This window comes from Parapedobacter sp. (assembly GCF_053550995.1).
On record NZ_JBMQOC010000106.1, the window covers coordinates 1 to 18,880 of the forward strand.

Annotated in this window: 16 protein-coding genes; 9 read left to right on the top strand and 7 right to left on the bottom strand. The window is 51.9% G+C overall.

Annotated elements, in window-relative coordinates; translation table 11 throughout:
* The first annotated feature begins 358 nt into the window (after positions 1-358).
* A complete protein-coding gene (locus ACO1NT_RS14150; protein WP_449049360.1) occupies positions 359-904 on the top strand; it encodes a TetR/AcrR family transcriptional regulator in 546 nt (181 codons plus the stop codon).
* A 119-nt stretch (positions 905-1,023) separates the two neighbouring features.
* Positions 1,024-2,733 (top strand): glycoside hydrolase family 3 protein, encoded by a 1,710-nt coding sequence (locus ACO1NT_RS14155; RefSeq protein ID WP_449049362.1) that lies wholly within the window; start codon positions 1,024-1,026, stop codon positions 2,731-2,733.
* Between the two features lie 5 nt (positions 2,734-2,738).
* Here ACO1NT_RS14155 and ACO1NT_RS14160 read toward each other — a convergent pair whose 3' ends face one another.
* Genes ACO1NT_RS14160 through ACO1NT_RS14170 form a run of 3 tightly spaced genes read right to left on the bottom strand, consistent with a single transcriptional unit; the run spans position 2,739 to position 5,196 of the window.
* Entirely contained in the window at positions 2,739-4,298 is a 1,560-nt protein-coding gene (locus ACO1NT_RS14160) for a glycoside hydrolase family 10 protein (protein ID WP_449049363.1), read from the bottom strand.
* A 54-nt stretch (positions 4,299-4,352) separates the two neighbouring features.
* Positions 4,353-4,697, bottom strand: a complete 345-nt coding sequence (locus ACO1NT_RS14165) for a DUF2752 domain-containing protein (protein WP_449049364.1) — start codon at positions 4,695-4,697, stop codon at positions 4,353-4,355.
* 1 nt (position 4,698) lies between these two features.
* Positions 4,699-5,196, bottom strand: coding sequence for a DUF5684 domain-containing protein (locus tag ACO1NT_RS14170; RefSeq protein WP_449049365.1), 498 nt, complete (start codon positions 5,194-5,196; stop codon positions 4,699-4,701).
* Between the two features lie 191 nt (positions 5,197-5,387).
* Between ACO1NT_RS14170 and ACO1NT_RS14175 the strand changes: the two genes are divergently transcribed.
* The 3 genes from ACO1NT_RS14175 to ACO1NT_RS14185 all read left to right on the top strand — a co-directional run bounded on the left by ACO1NT_RS14175 (position 5,388) and on the right by ACO1NT_RS14185 (position 9,254).
* On the top strand, positions 5,388-6,815 hold the full coding sequence (locus ACO1NT_RS14175; RefSeq protein WP_449049428.1) for an L-serine ammonia-lyase: 1,428 nt from the start codon (positions 5,388-5,390) through the stop codon (positions 6,813-6,815).
* 64 nt (positions 6,816-6,879) lie between these two features.
* The gene (locus ACO1NT_RS14180) at positions 6,880-7,668 is read left to right on the top strand and encodes an MBL fold metallo-hydrolase (RefSeq protein WP_449049367.1); all 789 of its coding nucleotides are present in this window, start codon (positions 6,880-6,882) and stop codon (positions 7,666-7,668) included.
* A 125-nt stretch (positions 7,669-7,793) separates the two neighbouring features.
* Complete coding sequence (locus tag ACO1NT_RS14185; protein ID WP_449049368.1) at positions 7,794-9,254, top strand: S41 family peptidase; 1,461 nt, start codon at positions 7,794-7,796, stop codon at positions 9,252-9,254.
* 6 nt (positions 9,255-9,260) lie between these two features.
* On the opposite strand, the gene lipB is transcribed toward ACO1NT_RS14185, so the two are convergent.
* Together lipB and hflX are read right to left on the bottom strand one after the other, a co-directional pair.
* Positions 9,261-9,956 carry a lipoyl(octanoyl) transferase LipB gene (gene lipB / locus ACO1NT_RS14190; RefSeq protein WP_449049369.1) on the bottom strand — a complete coding sequence of 232 codons (696 nt, stop codon included), beginning with the start codon at positions 9,954-9,956 and terminating at the stop codon, positions 9,261-9,263.
* Between the two features lie 71 nt (positions 9,957-10,027).
* Complete coding sequence (gene hflX, locus ACO1NT_RS14195; protein ID WP_449049370.1) at positions 10,028-11,242, bottom strand: GTPase HflX; 1,215 nt, start codon at positions 11,240-11,242, stop codon at positions 10,028-10,030.
* Between the two features lie 264 nt (positions 11,243-11,506).
* On the opposite strand from hflX, the gene ACO1NT_RS14200 reads away from it, so the two are divergent.
* Genes ACO1NT_RS14200 through ACO1NT_RS14210 form a run of 3 tightly spaced genes read left to right on the top strand, consistent with a single transcriptional unit; the run spans position 11,507 to position 12,781 of the window.
* Complete coding sequence (locus tag ACO1NT_RS14200; protein WP_449049371.1) at positions 11,507-11,902, top strand: group III truncated hemoglobin; 396 nt, start codon at positions 11,507-11,509, stop codon at positions 11,900-11,902.
* A 26-nt stretch (positions 11,903-11,928) separates the two neighbouring features.
* Positions 11,929-12,276, top strand: coding sequence for a DUF488 domain-containing protein (locus ACO1NT_RS14205; protein WP_449049372.1), 348 nt, complete (start codon positions 11,929-11,931; stop codon positions 12,274-12,276).
* 10 nt (positions 12,277-12,286) lie between these two features.
* Positions 12,287-12,781: a hemerythrin domain-containing protein gene (locus ACO1NT_RS14210; protein WP_449049373.1), complete on the top strand. Its 495-nt coding sequence runs from the start codon at positions 12,287-12,289 to the stop codon at positions 12,779-12,781.
* Positions 12,782-12,845: 64 nt separating this feature from the next.
* Here ACO1NT_RS14210 and ACO1NT_RS14215 read toward each other — a convergent pair whose 3' ends face one another.
* Both ACO1NT_RS14215 and ACO1NT_RS14220 read right to left on the bottom strand, forming a co-directional pair.
* A complete protein-coding gene (locus tag ACO1NT_RS14215; protein ID WP_449049375.1) occupies positions 12,846-14,234 on the bottom strand; it encodes an alkaline phosphatase family protein in 1,389 nt (462 codons plus the stop codon).
* Positions 14,144-15,286 carry an alkaline phosphatase family protein gene (locus ACO1NT_RS14220; protein ID WP_449049377.1) on the bottom strand — a complete coding sequence of 381 codons (1,143 nt, stop codon included), beginning with the start codon at positions 15,284-15,286 and terminating at the stop codon, positions 14,144-14,146. The genes ACO1NT_RS14215 and ACO1NT_RS14220 overlap by 91 nt, the downstream gene beginning before the upstream one ends.
* A 189-nt stretch (positions 15,287-15,475) precedes the next feature.
* Between ACO1NT_RS14220 and ACO1NT_RS14225 the strand changes: the two genes are divergently transcribed.
* Positions 15,476-18,859, top strand: a complete 3,384-nt coding sequence (locus ACO1NT_RS14225) for a DUF7133 domain-containing protein (RefSeq protein ID WP_449049378.1) — start codon at positions 15,476-15,478, stop codon at positions 18,857-18,859.
* Positions 18,860-18,880: the final 21 nt, after the last annotated feature.

The following is an 18,880-nucleotide window of genomic DNA, read 5'->3' on the forward strand; positions in this document are numbered from 1 at the left end:
ACCGAATCTTTGGCAGTTAACAACCTGATGTTGGCACCTTCGAGTCCGGTATGGGCAGCGCTATCTACTACCCTACCCTTCAGCGGCTGCTGGGCCATTGCCGATACCGTGAGAAAAAAGCCAACGGATAAAAGGATGGTCTTCTTATAAAGATCTTGCATGTATTAGTAACTGTGTTAGTATCTATTTGCATAAGATGACATAAAATACGGTTCGTTTAAATGTAAAGATATTATTACATGGGCGAAGTCAACATACCAATAACAGGGGTGTGTCACATCTTAGCCAAAAAACTTCCATTGCTTACTATTATGGGGTATTTTATCTAAGTTTGCAATTCATTTTTGTACGGACTACGATGAGACAGAAGGCAGAGAGCAGAAAGGAGAAAATCATGAGGGAGGCCCTCTTGCTGTTTGCTGAAAAGGGCTATATCGACACCTCAACCAAAATCATTGCGCAGCAGGCCGGTGTATCCGAAGCGCTTATTTTCAAGCATTTCGGAAATAAGGACAATTTGTTGTCCCATTTGATCAAATCTGGATACAGACGCGTATTGCAACATCACCGGGGCATGATGACCTACCGCGATGCCAAGAGTTTCCTTCAGAACATGATTAACCTTCCAAAAGAACTGGTGAACGAAGACCCGATATTCTGGAAAATGCAAGAACGACTATCGCACCACGGGTTTTCAAAGCAACAGCATGAGCTATTCATCAAGCCGGTCCACCCTGCAATCAACCGGGCCTTTACCGAACTGGGTTACAAAAACCCCGAGCTCGAAACGCAGCTTCTGCTATTGATTATCGAAATACTTTGGAAAAAGGAGGCTAGCGGCGAACTCCATGAGTCGGCAGAATTGGCTAAAATCCTTGAAGGCAAATACGGAATAGAAGGGTAAAGACGCAAAAAAACGCAACAATAACCGATAACACGCATTAACATGCAAAAAAATATGTTTAATATTGGAGGCAGTTCCGATGTTACATTATCGGTATTGTTATTGTAAGCTAAGCTATTATGCTAAAAAAGACCGTTTGCGTATCCATTTTAGTGGCTTCACTTTGCTTTGGTGCCGTTGCCCAGCAGCGTGAGGCGTTCATCCCTTTCATCAATAGCGAACACGCTTGGGTTGACTCCGTGTTTCGAACATTGACCGACCGGGATAAGGTAGCGCAGCTTTTCATGGTACGGGCCCACAGTAATTTGGGCCAGCATTATATCGATTCGGTAGCGGGCGTCGTTCAGCAGGAGCAACTCGGTGGCATTGTGCTTTTCCAAGGCGGGCCTATCCGCCATGCCCAAGTAATCAATCGCTATCAACAGCTTTCTAAGGTGCCCCTGCTTGTGGCGTTCGATGGCGAGTGGGGGCTCGGCATGCGGTTAGCAGATTCAACCATCTCATTTCCCTACCAGATGGCGCTGGGAGCGGTACAGAACGAGGCATTGATTTACCAGATGGGGCTCGAGGTTGCGCGGGATTTCAAGCGCTTGGGGATGAATGTGAATTTTGCACCGGTGGTCGATATCAACAACAACCCTCGCAACCCGGTCATCAATTACCGGTCATTCGGCGAGAACAAATACAATGTAACGAGCAAGGGATTGGCCTACATGCGGGGCATGATGGATGGCGGTATCGTCACGTCGCTGAAGCATTTTCCGGGACACGGCGACACTGATGTCGATTCGCACTACGACCTACCACAGCTCAACTTTACGGCAGGGCATTTGGATTCAATGGAGATGTACCCCTTTCGGGAATTGATCAAGGCCGGCGCCTCGGGCGTAATGGTTGCACACATGAGTATCCCTAGTCTCGACAATACCCCCCACCTGCCCTCCTCATTGTCGAAACACATCATTACCGGCATCCTCAAGGAAAGATTTGGATTCAAAGGGCTTACGTTTACGGATGCAATGGATATGAACGGAGTGGTAAAGCACTTTCAAAACGGTGAGGCCGATGTACGGGCCATCATTGCCGGCAACGACCTGCTTGAGCTCTCGCAAAATAGTGCGCGCGCCATAGACCTGGTACTACAAGCTATTAAACAAGGGCGATTGGCACAACAAGATATCGATGCCCGGGTCAAAAAAATACTGGCAACGAAATACTGGCTCGGATTAAACAACCGCCAGCCGGTCGAACTCACCAACCTATACCGCGATCTCAACCGGCAAAGCACACAAACCCTCAATCAGCGATTGGCGGATGCATCGGTTACGTTACTCCAAGGTGATAGCCTGATCCGGGCGATCAACTATAATCGCCGCACAGCGATTATCAGCATTGGACTCTCGGAATTATCGGAATTCCAGCGCATGTTGGAATGGCGTTTCGATAACCACATGCATTATGTGCTATCGGCAAACGCAACGGCCGATGATGTGGCTGCCGTGGCAACGGAACTCCGTCGATACAGTCAGGTCATTGTGGCCCTGCACGATGACCGCACGCGTCCCCGCAGCACCTATAACTTCAACAGTACGGTACGACTCTTCATCAACGAATTGGCATACCGGAATGCGATCTTCTGCATCTTTGCCAACCCCTACGGCCTCGCCGGGTTACCGGGCATCGAGCAGGCTAAATCCATCTTGGTATGCTACCAAAATGACGACGTTATGCAACGCGCGGCGGCAAAGGTCATCCTGAAAAGGCTGACCCCCTCGGGGCGGCTTCCAGTTACCGTCAACGCCTTTTTCCGGTACGGTGACGGCAAGTAGTGTGTTTATTCGATATATAGCTCACGGGTGTTCGAGGGTAGGCTTTCATTTTTGAGGCGGTCAATGGTGGTCACCACGTATCGGTAGTGCCCCTTCTTCCGCGTCATGTTATCCGTGTACTGCGTTTGGGTACGATCGTAGGTGATATGGAGGATATTCTGTGGGTTTTCCACATCCAGCGGCTCGCCCTCGTTGAAGCGGTATACCACGTATCCGTAAGGTGCTTCTCCATCGGCGGCAGGTGCCCCCGGCTGCCACTGCAAGATGACCGAGGTTCCATTTTCAGCTACCTGTGCCAACAGGCCGAAAGGTGGTTCGGGCGCTATACTATCTAACCAGGGCATCGTAGGGGGGAGCGATTTGTAACGATATAGGTTATATTGCAGCGAGTCGCGCAGGCCGACCACATTATTGGTGATGTGCTTGGCACTGTAATAAATGCTTCCTTGCGCACCTGCGTGTTGCCGTGCGTAGCGTACCTGGTTTGGGATTTGGCTGCGATCGCGCCAGCCGGCACCATTCTCGTCGGCCCGGTAGGCCGCATGCCCGATGTACAAATGGCGTCCGTTTGCATGCTCTCCCCACCAGTCGGCCAACACTTCATAAGGGGCGGATGCGTGGCCAAAAGGAAAATAAATCTGTGGGTTGATGTAATCAACCCAGCCTTCTTCCAACCACTTCAGCGCGTCGGCATACAACTGTCGGTACCCACTAAGGCCCGATGATGCTGAACCCTTCGGGTGGTCCTTCTTATTATCCCAAATACCGAAGGGGCTCACGCCGAATTTGATGTATTTTTTTTCGCGGTGTATGCTCTCTGAAATCATCTGGATGAGCATGTTCACGTTATTCCGCCGCCAATCGGCGATATTTTTAAAACCGTTTGGATATTTCCTGAATGTTTCCGCATCGGGTAAGGCCCTACCGCTCACCGGATAGGGGTAGAAATAGTCGTCGAAGTGGACACCATCGATGTCGTAATTCCGCACGATATCCGTCACAATCCCTACAATGTATTCCCGAACTTCGGGAATGCCGGGGTTAAAGAGTTTTTTTCCGCCATATACAAAAAACCAATCCGGCTTGCGGCGCGTAATGTGGTCACTTGTCGTGTTGGCAGCAACCAGGTCGAACGTAGCTCGATAAGGGTTAATCCATGCATGCAGTTCCATACCGCGTTTATGGGCTTCGTCGATTGCAAACTCCAAGGGGTCGTAAAACGGTTCCGGTGCCTGCCCGGGTTTGCCCGTCAGGAAACGGCTCCACGGTTCGCTGCTTTTGGCAAAGAACGCATCGGCGGATGGCCGTATCTGCAAAAGGATAGCGTTGATACCGGCACGCTGATGATTGTCCAGGTGCCGGATAAGCTCTTCCTTCTGCTGGGCCGTGCTCAAGGTGCTTGCCGAGGGCCAATCGATATTGACCACGGTAGCAATCCATGCTCCTCGAAGTTCCCGCTTGGGAAGCTTATCGCCAGGGGAGCCCGGCCCACCATATCCTACGGAACCAATAAATAGCAAGAAAAAAACAGCAACACAACCGAACCTCACGCGGGTATAACTCATCTCATTGTCATTGTCCGCGGTAAAGATAAAAATAAAATGTTTCCAAACGGCCGGCTATGGATGCGGGGCGTGCCACAATTTCATCACGTACGCACCCAGTACAAACCATCCGCACATGACGGCAAGGACCTTCAACACCGTGTCCCTCCGGTCCAAACGGAATGTATTCTTCAATATGATGTACAGCAGGAGCATGAGCAATGGCACGGTGGGTGGGTAGAGCCTGTAGCTTTCCTGCCATTGGCCCTGCAGCAACGCCAATAATGAGCGCTGGAACCCGCAACCGGGACAATCGATGCCGATCACGATTTTGATCGGGCAGGGCAATAACCACTCCTGCATCCTGGAAAATCCCTCCAGGCTGCACACCACCAACAACCACCGGCTGGCATAGGCCATGCTATACTGGCGGGTTCTGCGGCTTGTCCCTGTCGTCAATCGAATCTTTAAAATTATCGAGGTCCCGTTTCAAGTTACTGAAAGAATCGCCCCCCGTGGCTTCCGCGGCCGTTGGTCCGATATACCTGTCACTCCCGAAACCAATAATCGGAATGGTAACGAAGCCGAAGAACAGGGTCAGCACGGTCCACAGAGGTACTTCCTTACCGAAACTTTTCATCAGTAAATTCATCAGCCAGATACTGAACACGATATTGACGCAAGGCACCAACGCGGCAACAATACCCCACCATATGGGTTTCCCCACAATCTCCGCAATGATAATCATGTTGTAAATGGGAATGAGGGCTGCCCAGCCAGGCTTGCCCGCTTTCTCGAACATTTTCCAGAGACCGGCAATATACAACACAATAATCGCTAGGTAGAACAGCATAACGCCTATGCCCATACCGGCGAAAAAGCCACCGCCTACGGCATCATAATTTCCATAATTGTCCATGGTTTTTAAAATTTGAGTTATCAGTGAAACAGTTATTCAATTGGTATTTGCCTGTATTTCAATCAAAGATAAGGGTTAAATTGAAAAATGCAACACCCTTGTGGGATGAACGTATCACTATTCATACGCATCGCTGTCAAAGCACAAATAAAGCGGTATCTTTGTAACAGCGTTTTTAGTCCAAAATTATGATGATCAAGGAGCAGATTTCGGTTTTCGATATGTTTAAGATTGGCATTGGCCCATCGAGCTCACATACCTTAGGCCCCTGGCGTGCGGCGCAGCGCTTTACACAGCGCTTAGCCACCGGGGGATTGCTCGAAAAAACCGAAGCTATCAAGATTTTGCTCTACGGCTCGCTGGCCAAAACGGGTATTGGTCACGGCACGGATGTGGCGGTGTTACTCGGTTTGAGCGGCGCAGACCCCGTAACCATCGCGATTGACGATGTACCTAAAAAGGTGACCCACATCAAGCAGCAGCAATGCCTGCTATTGGGTGGCACCCACCAGGTGCCCTTCCGGTATGCGGACGATTTGCTGTTCCTATACAGCGAAAGCCTCCCCCTCCACCCCAACGCCGTGACCTTCCAAGCGCTGCTCAATGACGGGACGGCGGTGAGCGAGACTTACTATTCCGTGGGTGGCGGATTTGTGGTACAAGAGGGCGATGATGGTGGGGCACATGAGCCGCTGGACCTTGCGTTCCCCGTGCAGACGGCCAATGACCTCTTGGTGTGGTGCATGAATACCGGTCTAAGGGTCTCCGAACTGGTATTGGAAAATGAGCTGGCATGGCGCACGGAAGAAGAAACCGTACGCGGCATCCGCCAGCTATTCACCACCATACGCGATTGCATCTACCGTGGATGCCATACCACCGGCATGCTACCCGGTGGACTGCAGGTGGAGCGGCGTGCCTGCCGGCTCAACAAAAAGTTGGTAGCGGGGCATCCCTACACTGATTACCATAGCTGGGTAGCGGCCATCCGGGCGGGGGGCGACCATTTTCAATACACGTTGGACTGGGTAAGTTGCTGGGCATTGGCTGTCAACGAAGAGAATGCTTCCTTTGGCCGGGTGGTGACGGCTCCGACCAACGGGGCCGCCGGGGTCATTCCTGCGGTACTGCAGTATTACATTGTGTTCCATGATGGGCTGCAAGAAGATAAGATCATCCGGTTTATTGCCACGGCGTCCGAGATAGGCAGTATCTTCAAAAAAGGGGCTACCATTTCCGCCGCCATGGGCGGCTGCCAAGCCGAAATCGGGGTGTCGTCGGCCATGGCCGCCGGTGCCCTTACCGAATGCCTGGGTGGGTCGCAACGACAGGTACTGATGGCCGCCGAAATAGCCATGGAGCACCACCTCGGCCTCACTTGCGATCCCATAGGTGGTTTGGTACAGGTGCCATGCATTGAACGCAACACCATGGGGGCCATCAAGGCCATCACAGCAGCCCAACTGGCGTTGCAATCAAACCCTAACAAGGCAAAGGTGAGCCTTGATGCCGTGGTGCGGACCATGTGGGAAACCGCCCAAGACATGAACGTCAAATACAAAGAGACGGCAGATGGTGGCTTGGCGGTCAACATTCCGCTCAGTTTGCCGGAGTGCTGACGAACCATCGGATACCGTCCATTTTTTTGTTGCACTTCCTCCTTTTTTAACCGTACTTTGCACCATGCCTCTTTTCATCAGTTCAATCGCATCAGGCAGCAATGGCAATTGCTACTATGTAGGCAATGGCAATGAGGCTATATTGGTGGATGCGGGCATCTCCTGTCGCCAGATTGAGAAGCGCATGGCCAAACAGGGGCTATCGCTGCAAAACGTAAAGGCCATCTTTGTATCGCATGAACATTCCGACCACGTGAAGGGGCTCAGTGTGCTTGCCAACAAGTACCAGTTACCTGTTTTTCTCACCAACGGCACGCGGCGGTCTTGCAAGCTGGCTATCCCCGACCGCCTGCTGCATCCGCTTGCCGATATGCAACGCGTCGATGTCGGCGACTTGGCCATTACCTCCTTCCGCAAATACCACGATGCGGCAGATCCCCACAGCTTCCTTGTTGAGGGTGAGGGCTGTACCATCGGGGTTTTTACCGACATCGGCAGGGTATGCGAGCAGGTCATCCATTTCTTCGGCCGGTGCGACGCGGTATTTCTGGAAGCCAACTACGATGCGGATATGCTGATGCGGGGCCGCTACCCTATTTTTCTCAAAAACCGAATCCGGGGTGGCTACGGGCACCTTTCAAATGCCGAGGCGTTGGAGCTTTTCACCACCCACCGACCATCGAAGCTTAGCCACCTGTTCTTATCGCACCTCTCCCGCGACAATAACGACCCCGACTTGGTATACCAACTTTTCCACCCGCATCGTGGCGATACAGAAATCGTCATTGCGGGCCGATATACCGAAACGGCGGTGTATGAAGTTGGGGCAGTCCCGGTCGGGATAAGCCTATAAAACAAAATGGTCGCTATCCCAGGTTTTCTCGAACGAGGCATCCCAGATTACCAGTGAAATCTCGCAATACTTCACCACATATCAGATATTTTATCTAAGTTTGAATATAGATATACGCTGTACATATGATATTTGATCGCTTTTTACGTCCGACGGCTGGTTTTCTGTCGATAGTACTGTTTGCTTCACTGCTGGTTGTTTCATGTAAAAAGAAAGAACCAACGCCCGAACCACAAGGGGAGGTGACCAATGCCGAGATTAATCAGTGGATTCTCGACACCATGAACTACTATTATTATTGGAACAATGAAATACCCAATGAGGGAAGCTTGAACTTAAATAGTCGCCCTCAGGACTTTTTCGAAAATATTCTATATCGCCCAACGGACCGTTTTTCATGGATTCAGAATGCCACAGAACTTAAAGAACAATCATCGGGCATCATAAAGACGACAGGCTTGGGGATATACTTTGTTAAAAATGAGTATGGCCAAGTGGTGTTGAGCATACGTTATGTCCATAAAGGCTCGCCTGCGGATCTTCAGGGGGTGAAACGTGGAGACATGTTTGTAGGCATAAACGGCGAAGATTGGAAGGTGTCCGGAAATACCATCACCAATGCCGACCCACTGTTCGGAAACGACCCATTTACGCTCCAATACGGGATACTGGACGGGGATGAACTAACTAGTGGAGAAACGGTTTCCCTCACACCGGTTGAAGACTTTCAGGAGAATGCCATCCTTTTGGATAGCATCATCACCACATCAGACGGAACAAAGGTAGCCTACCTCTTCTACAACCGATTCCTAGTCAACCAACTTCAGGAACTCGTTGACGTGTTCAAAACATTTAAAGATGCCGGCGTGACGGAGTTGATTGTAGACGAACGGTATAATCTTGGTGGGCACGTTGTGGCAGCCAGCCTGTTGTCTGCATTGATCCACAAAAATTTCGATATCACCAGTCCGTTCATCCACTACGATATGAATAATAATTTTAAAGATGTGACGGAAACTTACGGCGAACAATTCGGGTATGAGAACGAAGATCTCGTGACACAAATCAACCTAGGGCTAAGTAGGGTGTTTATTTTGGCAACCAATAATTCCGCGTCGGCAAGTGAATTGCTGATTAATAACCTGAAACCATTTCTAGGCCCCAGTAATGTCATCCACATCGGCAGTACCACCATTGGCAAGGACGAATTTTCTTCACCCTTTGAAAGTTCTTCACCACGATTAAAAGCAAACGACGATACAGATTGGGGAATCCAGCCCATTATCGGAAAATATAAGAACGCCAACCTTGAAGGTGATTTCGAGGCGGGGTTGAAGCCCCAATATGATGTCCTCGAAAGTAATTACCCCTATGTCCCCATGGGTTCATCGGAAGACCACCTTGTGGCAACGGCGTTGGCCATCATCGATCCCAACATGGCAGCCCAGCTGAACAAGCAGATGAGTCTACAACCGCACCGCACAGGTGGTCGCGCACTAAAAGAGGTGAATGATCAGCTGCAAAAACCTTATAAACCACTTGAGGTTACCCCACTACATGAACGGAGACCAGTAAAATTACATTAGCTTATATTATAAAAACTCCATCCCGAATAAATCGGCAATATGGCTTTTTAACCGCGTTTTTACGGCCTCAATATCCTGCAACGCACCCAACTCGCGTTGCATCGAAGTCACGTCCTTGTCGTCTATGCCACAGGGTATGATATTGCTGAAATAATCCAAGCCGGCATTGACGTTAAAAGCGAAACCATGCATGGTTACCCACCGGCTTGCCCGTACGCCCAGCGCGCATATTTTCCGGGCCCGGTGGTTGTCGGCATCCAGCCATACCCCCGTGTTTCCCGGGTAGCGGCCCGCCTCGATACCGTAATCGGCCAACGTACGGATTACCGCCTCTTCCAGCGTACGTAGGTACAGGTGTATGTCTGTAAAGAAGTTGTCGAGGTCTAAAATGGGATAACCTACGATCTGTCCTGGCCCATGGTACGTAATATCGCCACCCCGGTTTATCTTGTAGAACGTGGCGTGCCGTTCCCGCAACCCACGTTCATCCAACAGCAGGTTCTCGGATTTGCCGCTCTTACCTAAGGTATATACATGTGGGTGTTCCGTAAAAATGAGGTAATTGGTGGTGGGCAGCGCCATCCCTTCCACCCTATTCTTCGTCTTCTGCGCTACCACTTCGGCAAATAGCACCTCCTGCCTGTTCCAGGCTTCCTGGTAATCGACCAGCCCCCAATCCTTGAAAACAACTTTTTTGTTCATAACCGTTTTTTTTTGCGGTCGCGTCTTTCTGTGTTTTAGATGGCCAGAGTAAACTAATAATCGAACTCAGGTTAATAAAGCAGGTTGTCATACGGATACCGTTTCGTATGCATATCAACGACGGTATCATACAGCAGTTTCCGGAATTCATCCACGTTGGTCTTGTCTATAGCGGATATGAATACAGCCGGACTGTTATGCCGGGCCATCCAACTGCGTTTAAAATCGTCCAATGAAACGGGTCGACGCTCCGTTTCCTCCTCCGCTTCATTATCTGACTCCACTCGTTCCACCGCTTCGCCACGGTACGCATCGATCTTGTTAAACACCGTAATCACGGGCTTATCCAACGCGCCCAGTTCCTTCAGCGTTTCGTTCACTGCGCGGATGTGGTCTTCAAAGCTCGGGTGTGAAATATCCACCACATGCAGCAACACATCCGCCTCCCTTACTTCATCCAATGTGGATTTGAAACACTCCACCAAATGGTGGGGCAGCTTACGGATGAAACCGACCGTATCGGATAGCAGAAAAGGCAAATTCCCGATGACCACCTTGCGTACCGTCGTATCCAATGTGGCGAAAAGCTTATTTTCCGCAAACACATCCGACTTCGAAATCATGTTCATGATGGTCGATTTGCCCACGTTCGTATAACCTACCAAGGCCACTCGTATCAATTGGCCCCGGTTTTTTCGCTGGGTTTCAGCCTGCTTGTCGATGGCTTTCAGCCGATCCTTCAATAAAGAAATCTTGTTGAGGATCATCCGGCGGTCGCTCTCAATCTGGCTCTCACCCGGTCCGCGCATACCGATGCCACCGCGTTGGCGTTCCAAGTGCGTCCACATGCGTGTCAACCGGGGTAGCAGATACTGCAATTGCGCCAGTTCCACCTGCGTTTTCGCTTGGGCGGTCTTGGCCCTGCGGGCGAATATATCGAGGATAAGGTTGCTGCGGTCGAGGATTTTCACCTTCAACTCTTTCTCGATGTTGCGGAGCTGCGAAGGCGTCAATTCGTCGTCAAAAACAACAATGTCTATCTCCTCGGCCTCCACGTAGGCCTTTATCTCATCCAACTTGCCCGAGCCAACAAACGTGGCACGGTCGGGATGTTGGAGCTTTTGGGTAAACACCTCCTTCACAATCCCGCCGGCCGTATCGACCAGAAATGCCAATTCCTCCAAGTACTCCTGTTCCTTCTCCTCGCTGTCCTGCGGCAGGATGATACCTACTAAAATAGCGGTTTCGGGTTGTATAGCGGTGTCAAAAATCTCTTGTCTTGCCATGTAGTAAAAATAAAAGTAAGCAAATAAAAATCATTCAGTACTCATCGAGCACCTAACACAACACGGTGATGCGGTGGGATATTACATGGCTTTTCGGTAATTAACAAAGTGCAAAGGTAAAGGTTTTTGCGAAAAACACGTAATTACATAAAATGAGGTTTGGAGGCAAACCTATTTAAGACAAATTTGTCTTAAATAGGAAGCTTTCGTATCTTTGGAAAATAGATTGGAGAATAGCCGTACATTAACGGCGAATGTGTTGGCATGGAAAAAAGAAAGGACATATCGGATATCGACGATATCAAGTTGTTGGTAAACAACTTCTACGACAAAGTGCGCGAAGACAACCTCTTGAAAGACATTTTCAACCATGTTATCCAAGACCGTTGGCCGGAGCACCTCGAAAAGATGTATCGGTTTTGGCAAACCGTGCTACTGGGCGACCACACCTACTTCGGCAGCCCCTTCGTGCCCCATGCCGAACTGCCAGTACAAAAAGACCATTTCGACCGGTGGATGAAACTCTTCACCGAAACGGTCGACACGTATTTTGTTGGCGAAAAGGCCGAGCGGGCTAAATGGCAGGGCAATCGGATGGCAGAAATGTTTCTTTACAAAATCGAATACTACCGAAACAACACCGCCAAGCCCCTATTATAGCACCGTATACCAACCATTGACAATTTATGAGTGGGTTCAAACTAAAACGCGTCTATGAAACGCCTTCCAAGGAAGACGGCTACCGCATATTGGTAGACCGGCTATGGCCCAGGGGTCAACGGAAGGACGCTGCCCAACTCGACGAGTGGAACAAGGATATTGCACCTTCACAGGCACTGCGCAAATGGTTCGACCACCAGCCGGAACGCTTCCCAGCGTTTTCGGTGCAATACCGCGAAGAACTTGTTGCCAAGGCCGCTGACCTCGACAGGTTGCGCGATATCGCCAAAAAAAAACAGGTAACTTTATTGTACGCGGCAAAAGACGAACGTCACAACCAGGCTATCGTACTAAAGCAAGTGTTGGATTCTTAACTTCACCACGATGACGAACCAAGCCAAGCCCTTAAAGAGAGACCCGCATCTCAAGGCGGTAAGCCGCGACCACCACCACGGTCTGTTGCTATGCTGGAAAATCAAGGAGGGTTTCAAACGGAACGTCGACGTTTCACGTATCAAGCGGTATATCGATTGGTTTTGGACAACCCACCTCGTCGACCATTTTGCTATCGAAGAAAAATACATCTTCTCCATCCTAGGAGACAACAACGAACTCGTAAAAAAGGCCCTCAGCGAACATCGCCGCCTGAAGCGGCTGTTTTCGGATGACACCGAGGTTTGGCGGTCGTTGAACCTCATAGAAGAAGAGCTAGATCGACATATACGCTTTGAGGAGCGGGTACTCTTCAACGAGGTACAAAAAGTAGCCAGCGCCGAGCAACTAGCATTGGTAGAGAAGCACCACAATCACCCTGCCTGCAACCACGACTGGGAAGATGAGTTTTGGGTAAGCCCCGCCGTGCCGACCGCTAAAAAGTAATCCGAGGGGCAAATCCCGGTTCAGATAAACACGACATCACTCACGGACAGGGAAAGCATCGCTTTTAAGATACCATTCCGCCCATCAGCGGATCGGTGGTGCTCGGCCTCCCCGTCTCCACATGGCCGGCGAAACGCCTGTAAAAGCCGGGGTAATCTTCCACCTCCACCATGATATCGTACCACCCTTGGGTAGCCGACAAGTCTATCGTAATCGGTTCCCCCGTAGCCCCTATCCGGTGGCTGGGTCTGTTATACGAGCCATCCCGTACGTGGAGCTTCAACTTACTTTCTGACGCGGTGCACACCACCTTTACGTCACCCGTATTTCTATCCCCCACAGCCTCTACCCGCAAATCCGGATCGAGTGCATTCCCTTTGAATTCGCAGAAAAATCCATTGGGCCCGTGCACCTGAAGGTGGTACACCCCTTCTGCAAATTCGGCCAGCGGCCAGCGGTATTCCAGCGATTCGCCCTCGCGGGCCACAAAATTCCACGTCCGGCCCGGAAGGGTTTCCAGTGAATAAGGGGTCGCAGCACGCACCTGAAAGGGTATCCCTATCGATTTTGTTTTCGCCATACTACCCATCGCCTCAAACCGCATGGTGAGGCGCTTACGGTCTCTATCCAATTGGGCCGTAACCTGGGGGTTGTATGGCAATGCGCACGCCGGTTTGGTGCCCGGTTCCTGCTGAGGCCATTGCGGATCGGCCGGGTCAACCAATTTGTAATTCCCAGGCAACCCCTTCTCCCGCGCCCGATAAATACGCTCGACATACGCGTCACGGCCAAGCGACTCCAATGATGGGGTGTCGACAGCCGTGGCCGGCCGGAAAACGGAGGTAAGGTCGCCACACACCAGCCGGCGCCAACTGCTGATGTTTGTTTCCTTCACCTGCTTACCGGTCTTTTTTTCGAGGAAGTGTTCCAGAAATTGCAAACAGGAGGTATGGTCAAACACTTCCGAATTGACCCATCCACCTTTCGTCCACGGTGAAGCGACCACCAAGGGTACCCGGAAACCGAGTCCAATCGGGCTATCCAACGTGGCTTCCGGATTATCGGTCCTGATTTTTTCCTGTACTGCGGTGACATAATCATCGCGGGTATCCACCCCCCGGGGTACGACACCCTCCTCAGGCCGATCTGTATGCGGTGGTACAAACGGTGGCATGTGATCGAAATAACCATCGTTCTCGTCATACGTGAGAATGAAAATCGTTTTTTTCCATACCTCCGGGTTTCGGGTAAGGATGTCCAACGCTTCAGACACATACCACGCACCAAACCAAGGTGCACCAGGGTGATCGGAATAGTTGCATGGCGCCACTAACCATGAAACGGCGGGCAACTTACCGTCATCTACGTCTTTGCGGAATTGGTAGAAGATGTCCCCTTTGGGCACCTGAACACTTTTCTCCCCCATCTCGTCGGTATAGTGGATGGTTTCCAATTCGTGATAATGCGGGTCATCGGTGTTGGTGGCGAACGCGCGTAGGTGGATTTCACGCTCCTGCCGAGACAGTGCTTCGAAGTTGGAGCACTATACCGTTCCATGTCCGCTTTCCATTGAGCGATCTCCTTTTTGGCTTTCGCTACAGTTTCCGTATCCTCAACCGGAAATTCAGCAATCGCTGCTTCCAGCTCATTGATACGTTTTTCCAGATAGGCACGGTGTGCCGGATGGAAACGCACGTGGTACTGCTTGTGAAATTCGAGGTTATTATCCGTGAAGTTGGCCAGCCAGTCTTCTTCCTCACCTTCAAAGCCAACAGGCAGGCTCAGCTCGTTTTGATAGACTTTCCAAGGGATGCCCGCCTCCTGCAACCGCTCGGGGTAGGTTTTCCATTTCACATCTTTGTAATTAATCTGCCCGTTATCCACATGGGCCACCGAATCGGGGTTGTGGGCTTCTTCGCGGATGGTACCCGACCAGAAATACGACCGATTGGCACTGGTACCGGTAAGGGAAGAACAGAAATGCTGGTCACATACGGTAAAGGCATCGGCAAAACCATAATAGAAGGGTATATCTTCCCGGTCATAATACCCCATCGTCAAAGGGATGTGCTGGTACTCCGGATTGCCCGCCTTCTTTGCTTCCAGCCACGTATCCATTTTGCCACCGTTGCGCGCATACACCATATCGCGCCATCCATGTGGCAAGGAACCCATCCAGGTGGCTTTCGTATTCTTGATATCCAGCCGGAAGGGGGTATATGTCTCGCCTTTGGCATTGGTTTGTGCCCAAACGGGCAGCCCGTTAGGCAGGGTGATTGCCCGCGGATCATTGAAACCACGGACCCCGCGCAGGCTACCAAAACAATGGTCGAACGAACGGTTTTCCTGCATCAGGAACACAATATGCTCGGCATCGAGATAAGTACTTCCCGCCGGGGCATCGATGGCGAGCGCCCGTTGGATGGAAGGAGGCAACGTATTGGCCGCCGCGGTCGCACCCGCGAGCAGTGCCGCCTTTTTCAAGAATGATCGTCTGGATTCCATTGTAGCTAATTTGCAAACGAAATAACGAAATATTCAGCTACTGCTCAATTAAAAAACAAATTTATGTCGTGGGCAGGGGCAATACTTCTTATATTTAGCCCAGCTAACCGATTAAGTGTTGGTTTTACGATTACCGCGTCCGGGCCCGAAAATGCACGGAACGTATAGTATGAATGAACATCCACATCAATGAAGAAGACCATTATCGCTGCCGCCGTCGCTATCCTCTTGTGGGGCTGCAAGCAAAAAACAGCCGATTTGCCGGCCAAGGAGATGGACCCCGCGAAAACCGCCGAACTGGCAGCCACGATTGAAGGCCAGGTAAATGCGGAGCTTGACAGTGGCCTTGCCCTGAAACTGTGGGGCATTGACTCGCTGGTCATTTCACCCATTGCTATCGACATCGATGACCATGGACGGCTGTTTTATACCACTACCGACCGACAGAAAAACTCCGAGTTCGACATCCGCGGCCATCGCGCCTGGGAAATCCCATCCATCGGCTTCCAGACCGTAGAAGATCGACGGGCATTCCTCCACGAGGAATTATCCCCCGAGAACAGCGAGCGCAATACATGGCTGGCCGACCTCAATGGCGACGGCTCGCACGATTGGCACGACCTCACCATCGAAAAGGAGAAAGTGTACCGGGTAGAAGACCTCTCTGGCGACGGGGTGGCGGACCGGTCGCAGTTGGTGGTCGACGATTTCCACGAGGAGATTACCGATGTGGCTGGTGGTGTTTTCGCCCATGGCGATGACCTGTACCTCGCCGTAGCGCCCGACCTATGGCGGCTCACCGATACGGATGGCGATGGTATCCCCGATAAAAAGACCTCCATTTCACACGGCTACGGTGTCCACGTCGGATTTAGTGGTCATGGCATGTCTGGTGTCAAGATGGGCCCGGATGGCCGCCTGTACTGGCAAATCGGCGATATCGGATTCAATGGCGTAGGGCCCGATGGCACAAAATGGGAGCACCCCAATTCGGGCGTCATCGCCCGTGCCAACCCCGATGGCAGCGATTTCGAGATATTTGCCCACGGCCTGCGCAATACCCATCAGTTTGTGTTTGACGAATACGGCAACATCATCAGCGAAGATAATGACGGCGACCACCCCGGCGAAAAGGAACGTTTGGTATACATCGTCAACGGGTCGGATGCCGGCTGGCGGAGTAACTGGCAATACGGGAAATACAGCGACCCCGATAATAACAGCTATAAAGTATGGATGGACGAGAAGATGTATCTGCCGCGCTTTGAGGGCCAAGCAGCACACATCACGCCCTGTATCAGCAACTTCGTAAGTGGCCCCGCCGGCGTCGTCTACAACCCCGGAACCGCCTTGGGCCCGCAATATAAACAGACATTTTTCGTGGCGGAATTCGTGGGCAATCCGGCGAGCTCGGGCGTGCATAGTTTCAAGCTGAATGCCAAAGGGGCCACTTTTGAGTTGGGCGAGCATAAGAAGGTCTTGGGCGGCATATTAGCTACCGGTCTCGATTTTGGACCCGACGGCGCGTTATATGTGGCCGATTGGATCGACGGGTGGGGTACCCACGACTATGGCCGTATCTGGAAAATGGATGAAGTGGATGCCGCCACACGTGCCATCCGCTCGGAAGTAAAGGAATTGCTCGCGGCCGACTTCAGCGGCAAAAGCGAGACCGAGCTGGGCGGCCTCCTTCAGCATGAAGATATGCGCATCCGCCAAAAAGCCCAGTTTGCCTTGGTAGAGCGGGGCAATAAAGGAATGGAAGTTTTCGAGCACGCGCTCGCACAAACCGACAACCAGCTCGCACGCGTACACGCCATCTGGGGTATCAGCCAATTGGCACGTGGGGATAAGCGGCATGCCGCTGCCCTCGTTCCCTTACTGCAAGACGCCGACCCGGAGATACGGGCACAAGCGGCCAAGTGGCTCGGCGATATCCGGTACGGAGAAGCGGGGAGCGACCTCATCCCACTCTTGGCCGACCCTCAGAGCCGTCCCCGTTTTTTTGCGGCCGAAGCATTGGGGCGTATCCAACATGGACCCGCCATTGCCCCGATTATCGCTATGCTCGAAGCCAACAACGATGAAGATGCTTACCTGCGCCATGCCGGCACACTGGCCTTGGCACGTATCGGCGACGCCCACCCCCTGCTGGCCCTGGCCGATAACCCCTCCAGGGCCCTCCGTATCGCAGCGGTGGTCGCCCTCCGGCGCATGGGCAACCCCGGTATTGCCCGTTTCCTACTCGATCACGACGAATTCGTGGTTACCGAAGCCGCCCGCGCCATCAACGACGACCTATCTATTGAAGGAGCGCTCCCCGCTTTGGCCGACCTCATCAACACAACACCTTTCTCCAATGAAGCCCTCATCCGCCGCGTCATCAATGCCAACCTCCGTGTAGGCAACGAAAGTAACCTTCAACAGCTTCTCCGGTTTGCCCAAAACGGCAGCCACCCCGCCCCTATGCGGGCCGAAGCGCTAGCTGCGTTGAGTACGTGGGCCAAGCCTTCCGTCGTCGACCGTGTAGACGGCAGGTATCGCGGTCGTATCGAGCGTGATGCAGATGCGCTGAAAAGCCACACCGCCACTGCATACATCGACCTGCTTACCGATCGGGAGCTCGCCGTGCGTCTCGGTGCCGCCAAAGCGATCCATAAACTCGGCATCCAACAGGCCGCCCCCGCCTTATTGGTGGGCTTGAAAGGCGACCGGGAGACGGCCATGCGCGTGGAATGCCTATCCGCGTTGGTGGCCCTCGAAGCGCCCCAGCAAGAAGAGGCCATCAAATTCGCGTTGGCCGACCGTGAAAAACCGTTGCGCGTAGCCGCACTCGACCTTCTTGAAAACATGGCCATCCCGAAGCCGGTGATGGTTGACTTACTGGCAGATGTCATCAACACCAAAACAACCGAAGAAAAACAAGCCGCTATCATCACATTGGGTAAAATACCCGTGGAGCATTCGGAAGCACTTTTCAATAAGCTACTTGATGAAATGGAAACGGCCCGTCTAAGCCCGGAGGTTTACCTCGAATTGGGTGAGGCCATCGACAGCACCCATACCGAGTTGCTAATCACGCGCTACAAAGCCATTACCCAACACTTCTCTCCGGACCAGCTCATGGCCTCGTATGCGGGCAGCCTACAGGGGGGCGATGTCCGGCGGGGGCGGCGGGTCTTCTTCCAGCACCAGCAGGCACAATGCATGAAATGCCATGCCTATGACGACCGGGGAGGCAATGCCGGACCGCAGCTCAACGGCGTAGCCGACCGCCTCTCGCGAGAACAGCTACTCGAATCGATTATCGAGCCGAGCAAGCGCATCGCGCCGGGATATGGCATCGTGATGCTTGTACTGAACAATGGCGAGCAGCTATCGGGTATCTTCCAAGGAGAGGACGCGCGCGGCGTAAAAATCAGGAAGGGGCAAGAGCCCGATCGGGTCATCCCCCACAGTGACATCAAGGAAAAGACGTTCTCGCCATCCAGTATGCTGGATATGAAGGATATCCTGTCCAAACGCGAAATCAGGGATGTGGTTGCCTTTTTGGCTACGCTGAAAGGAGGGTAATACGTAAAGTCGGAAAAAGCT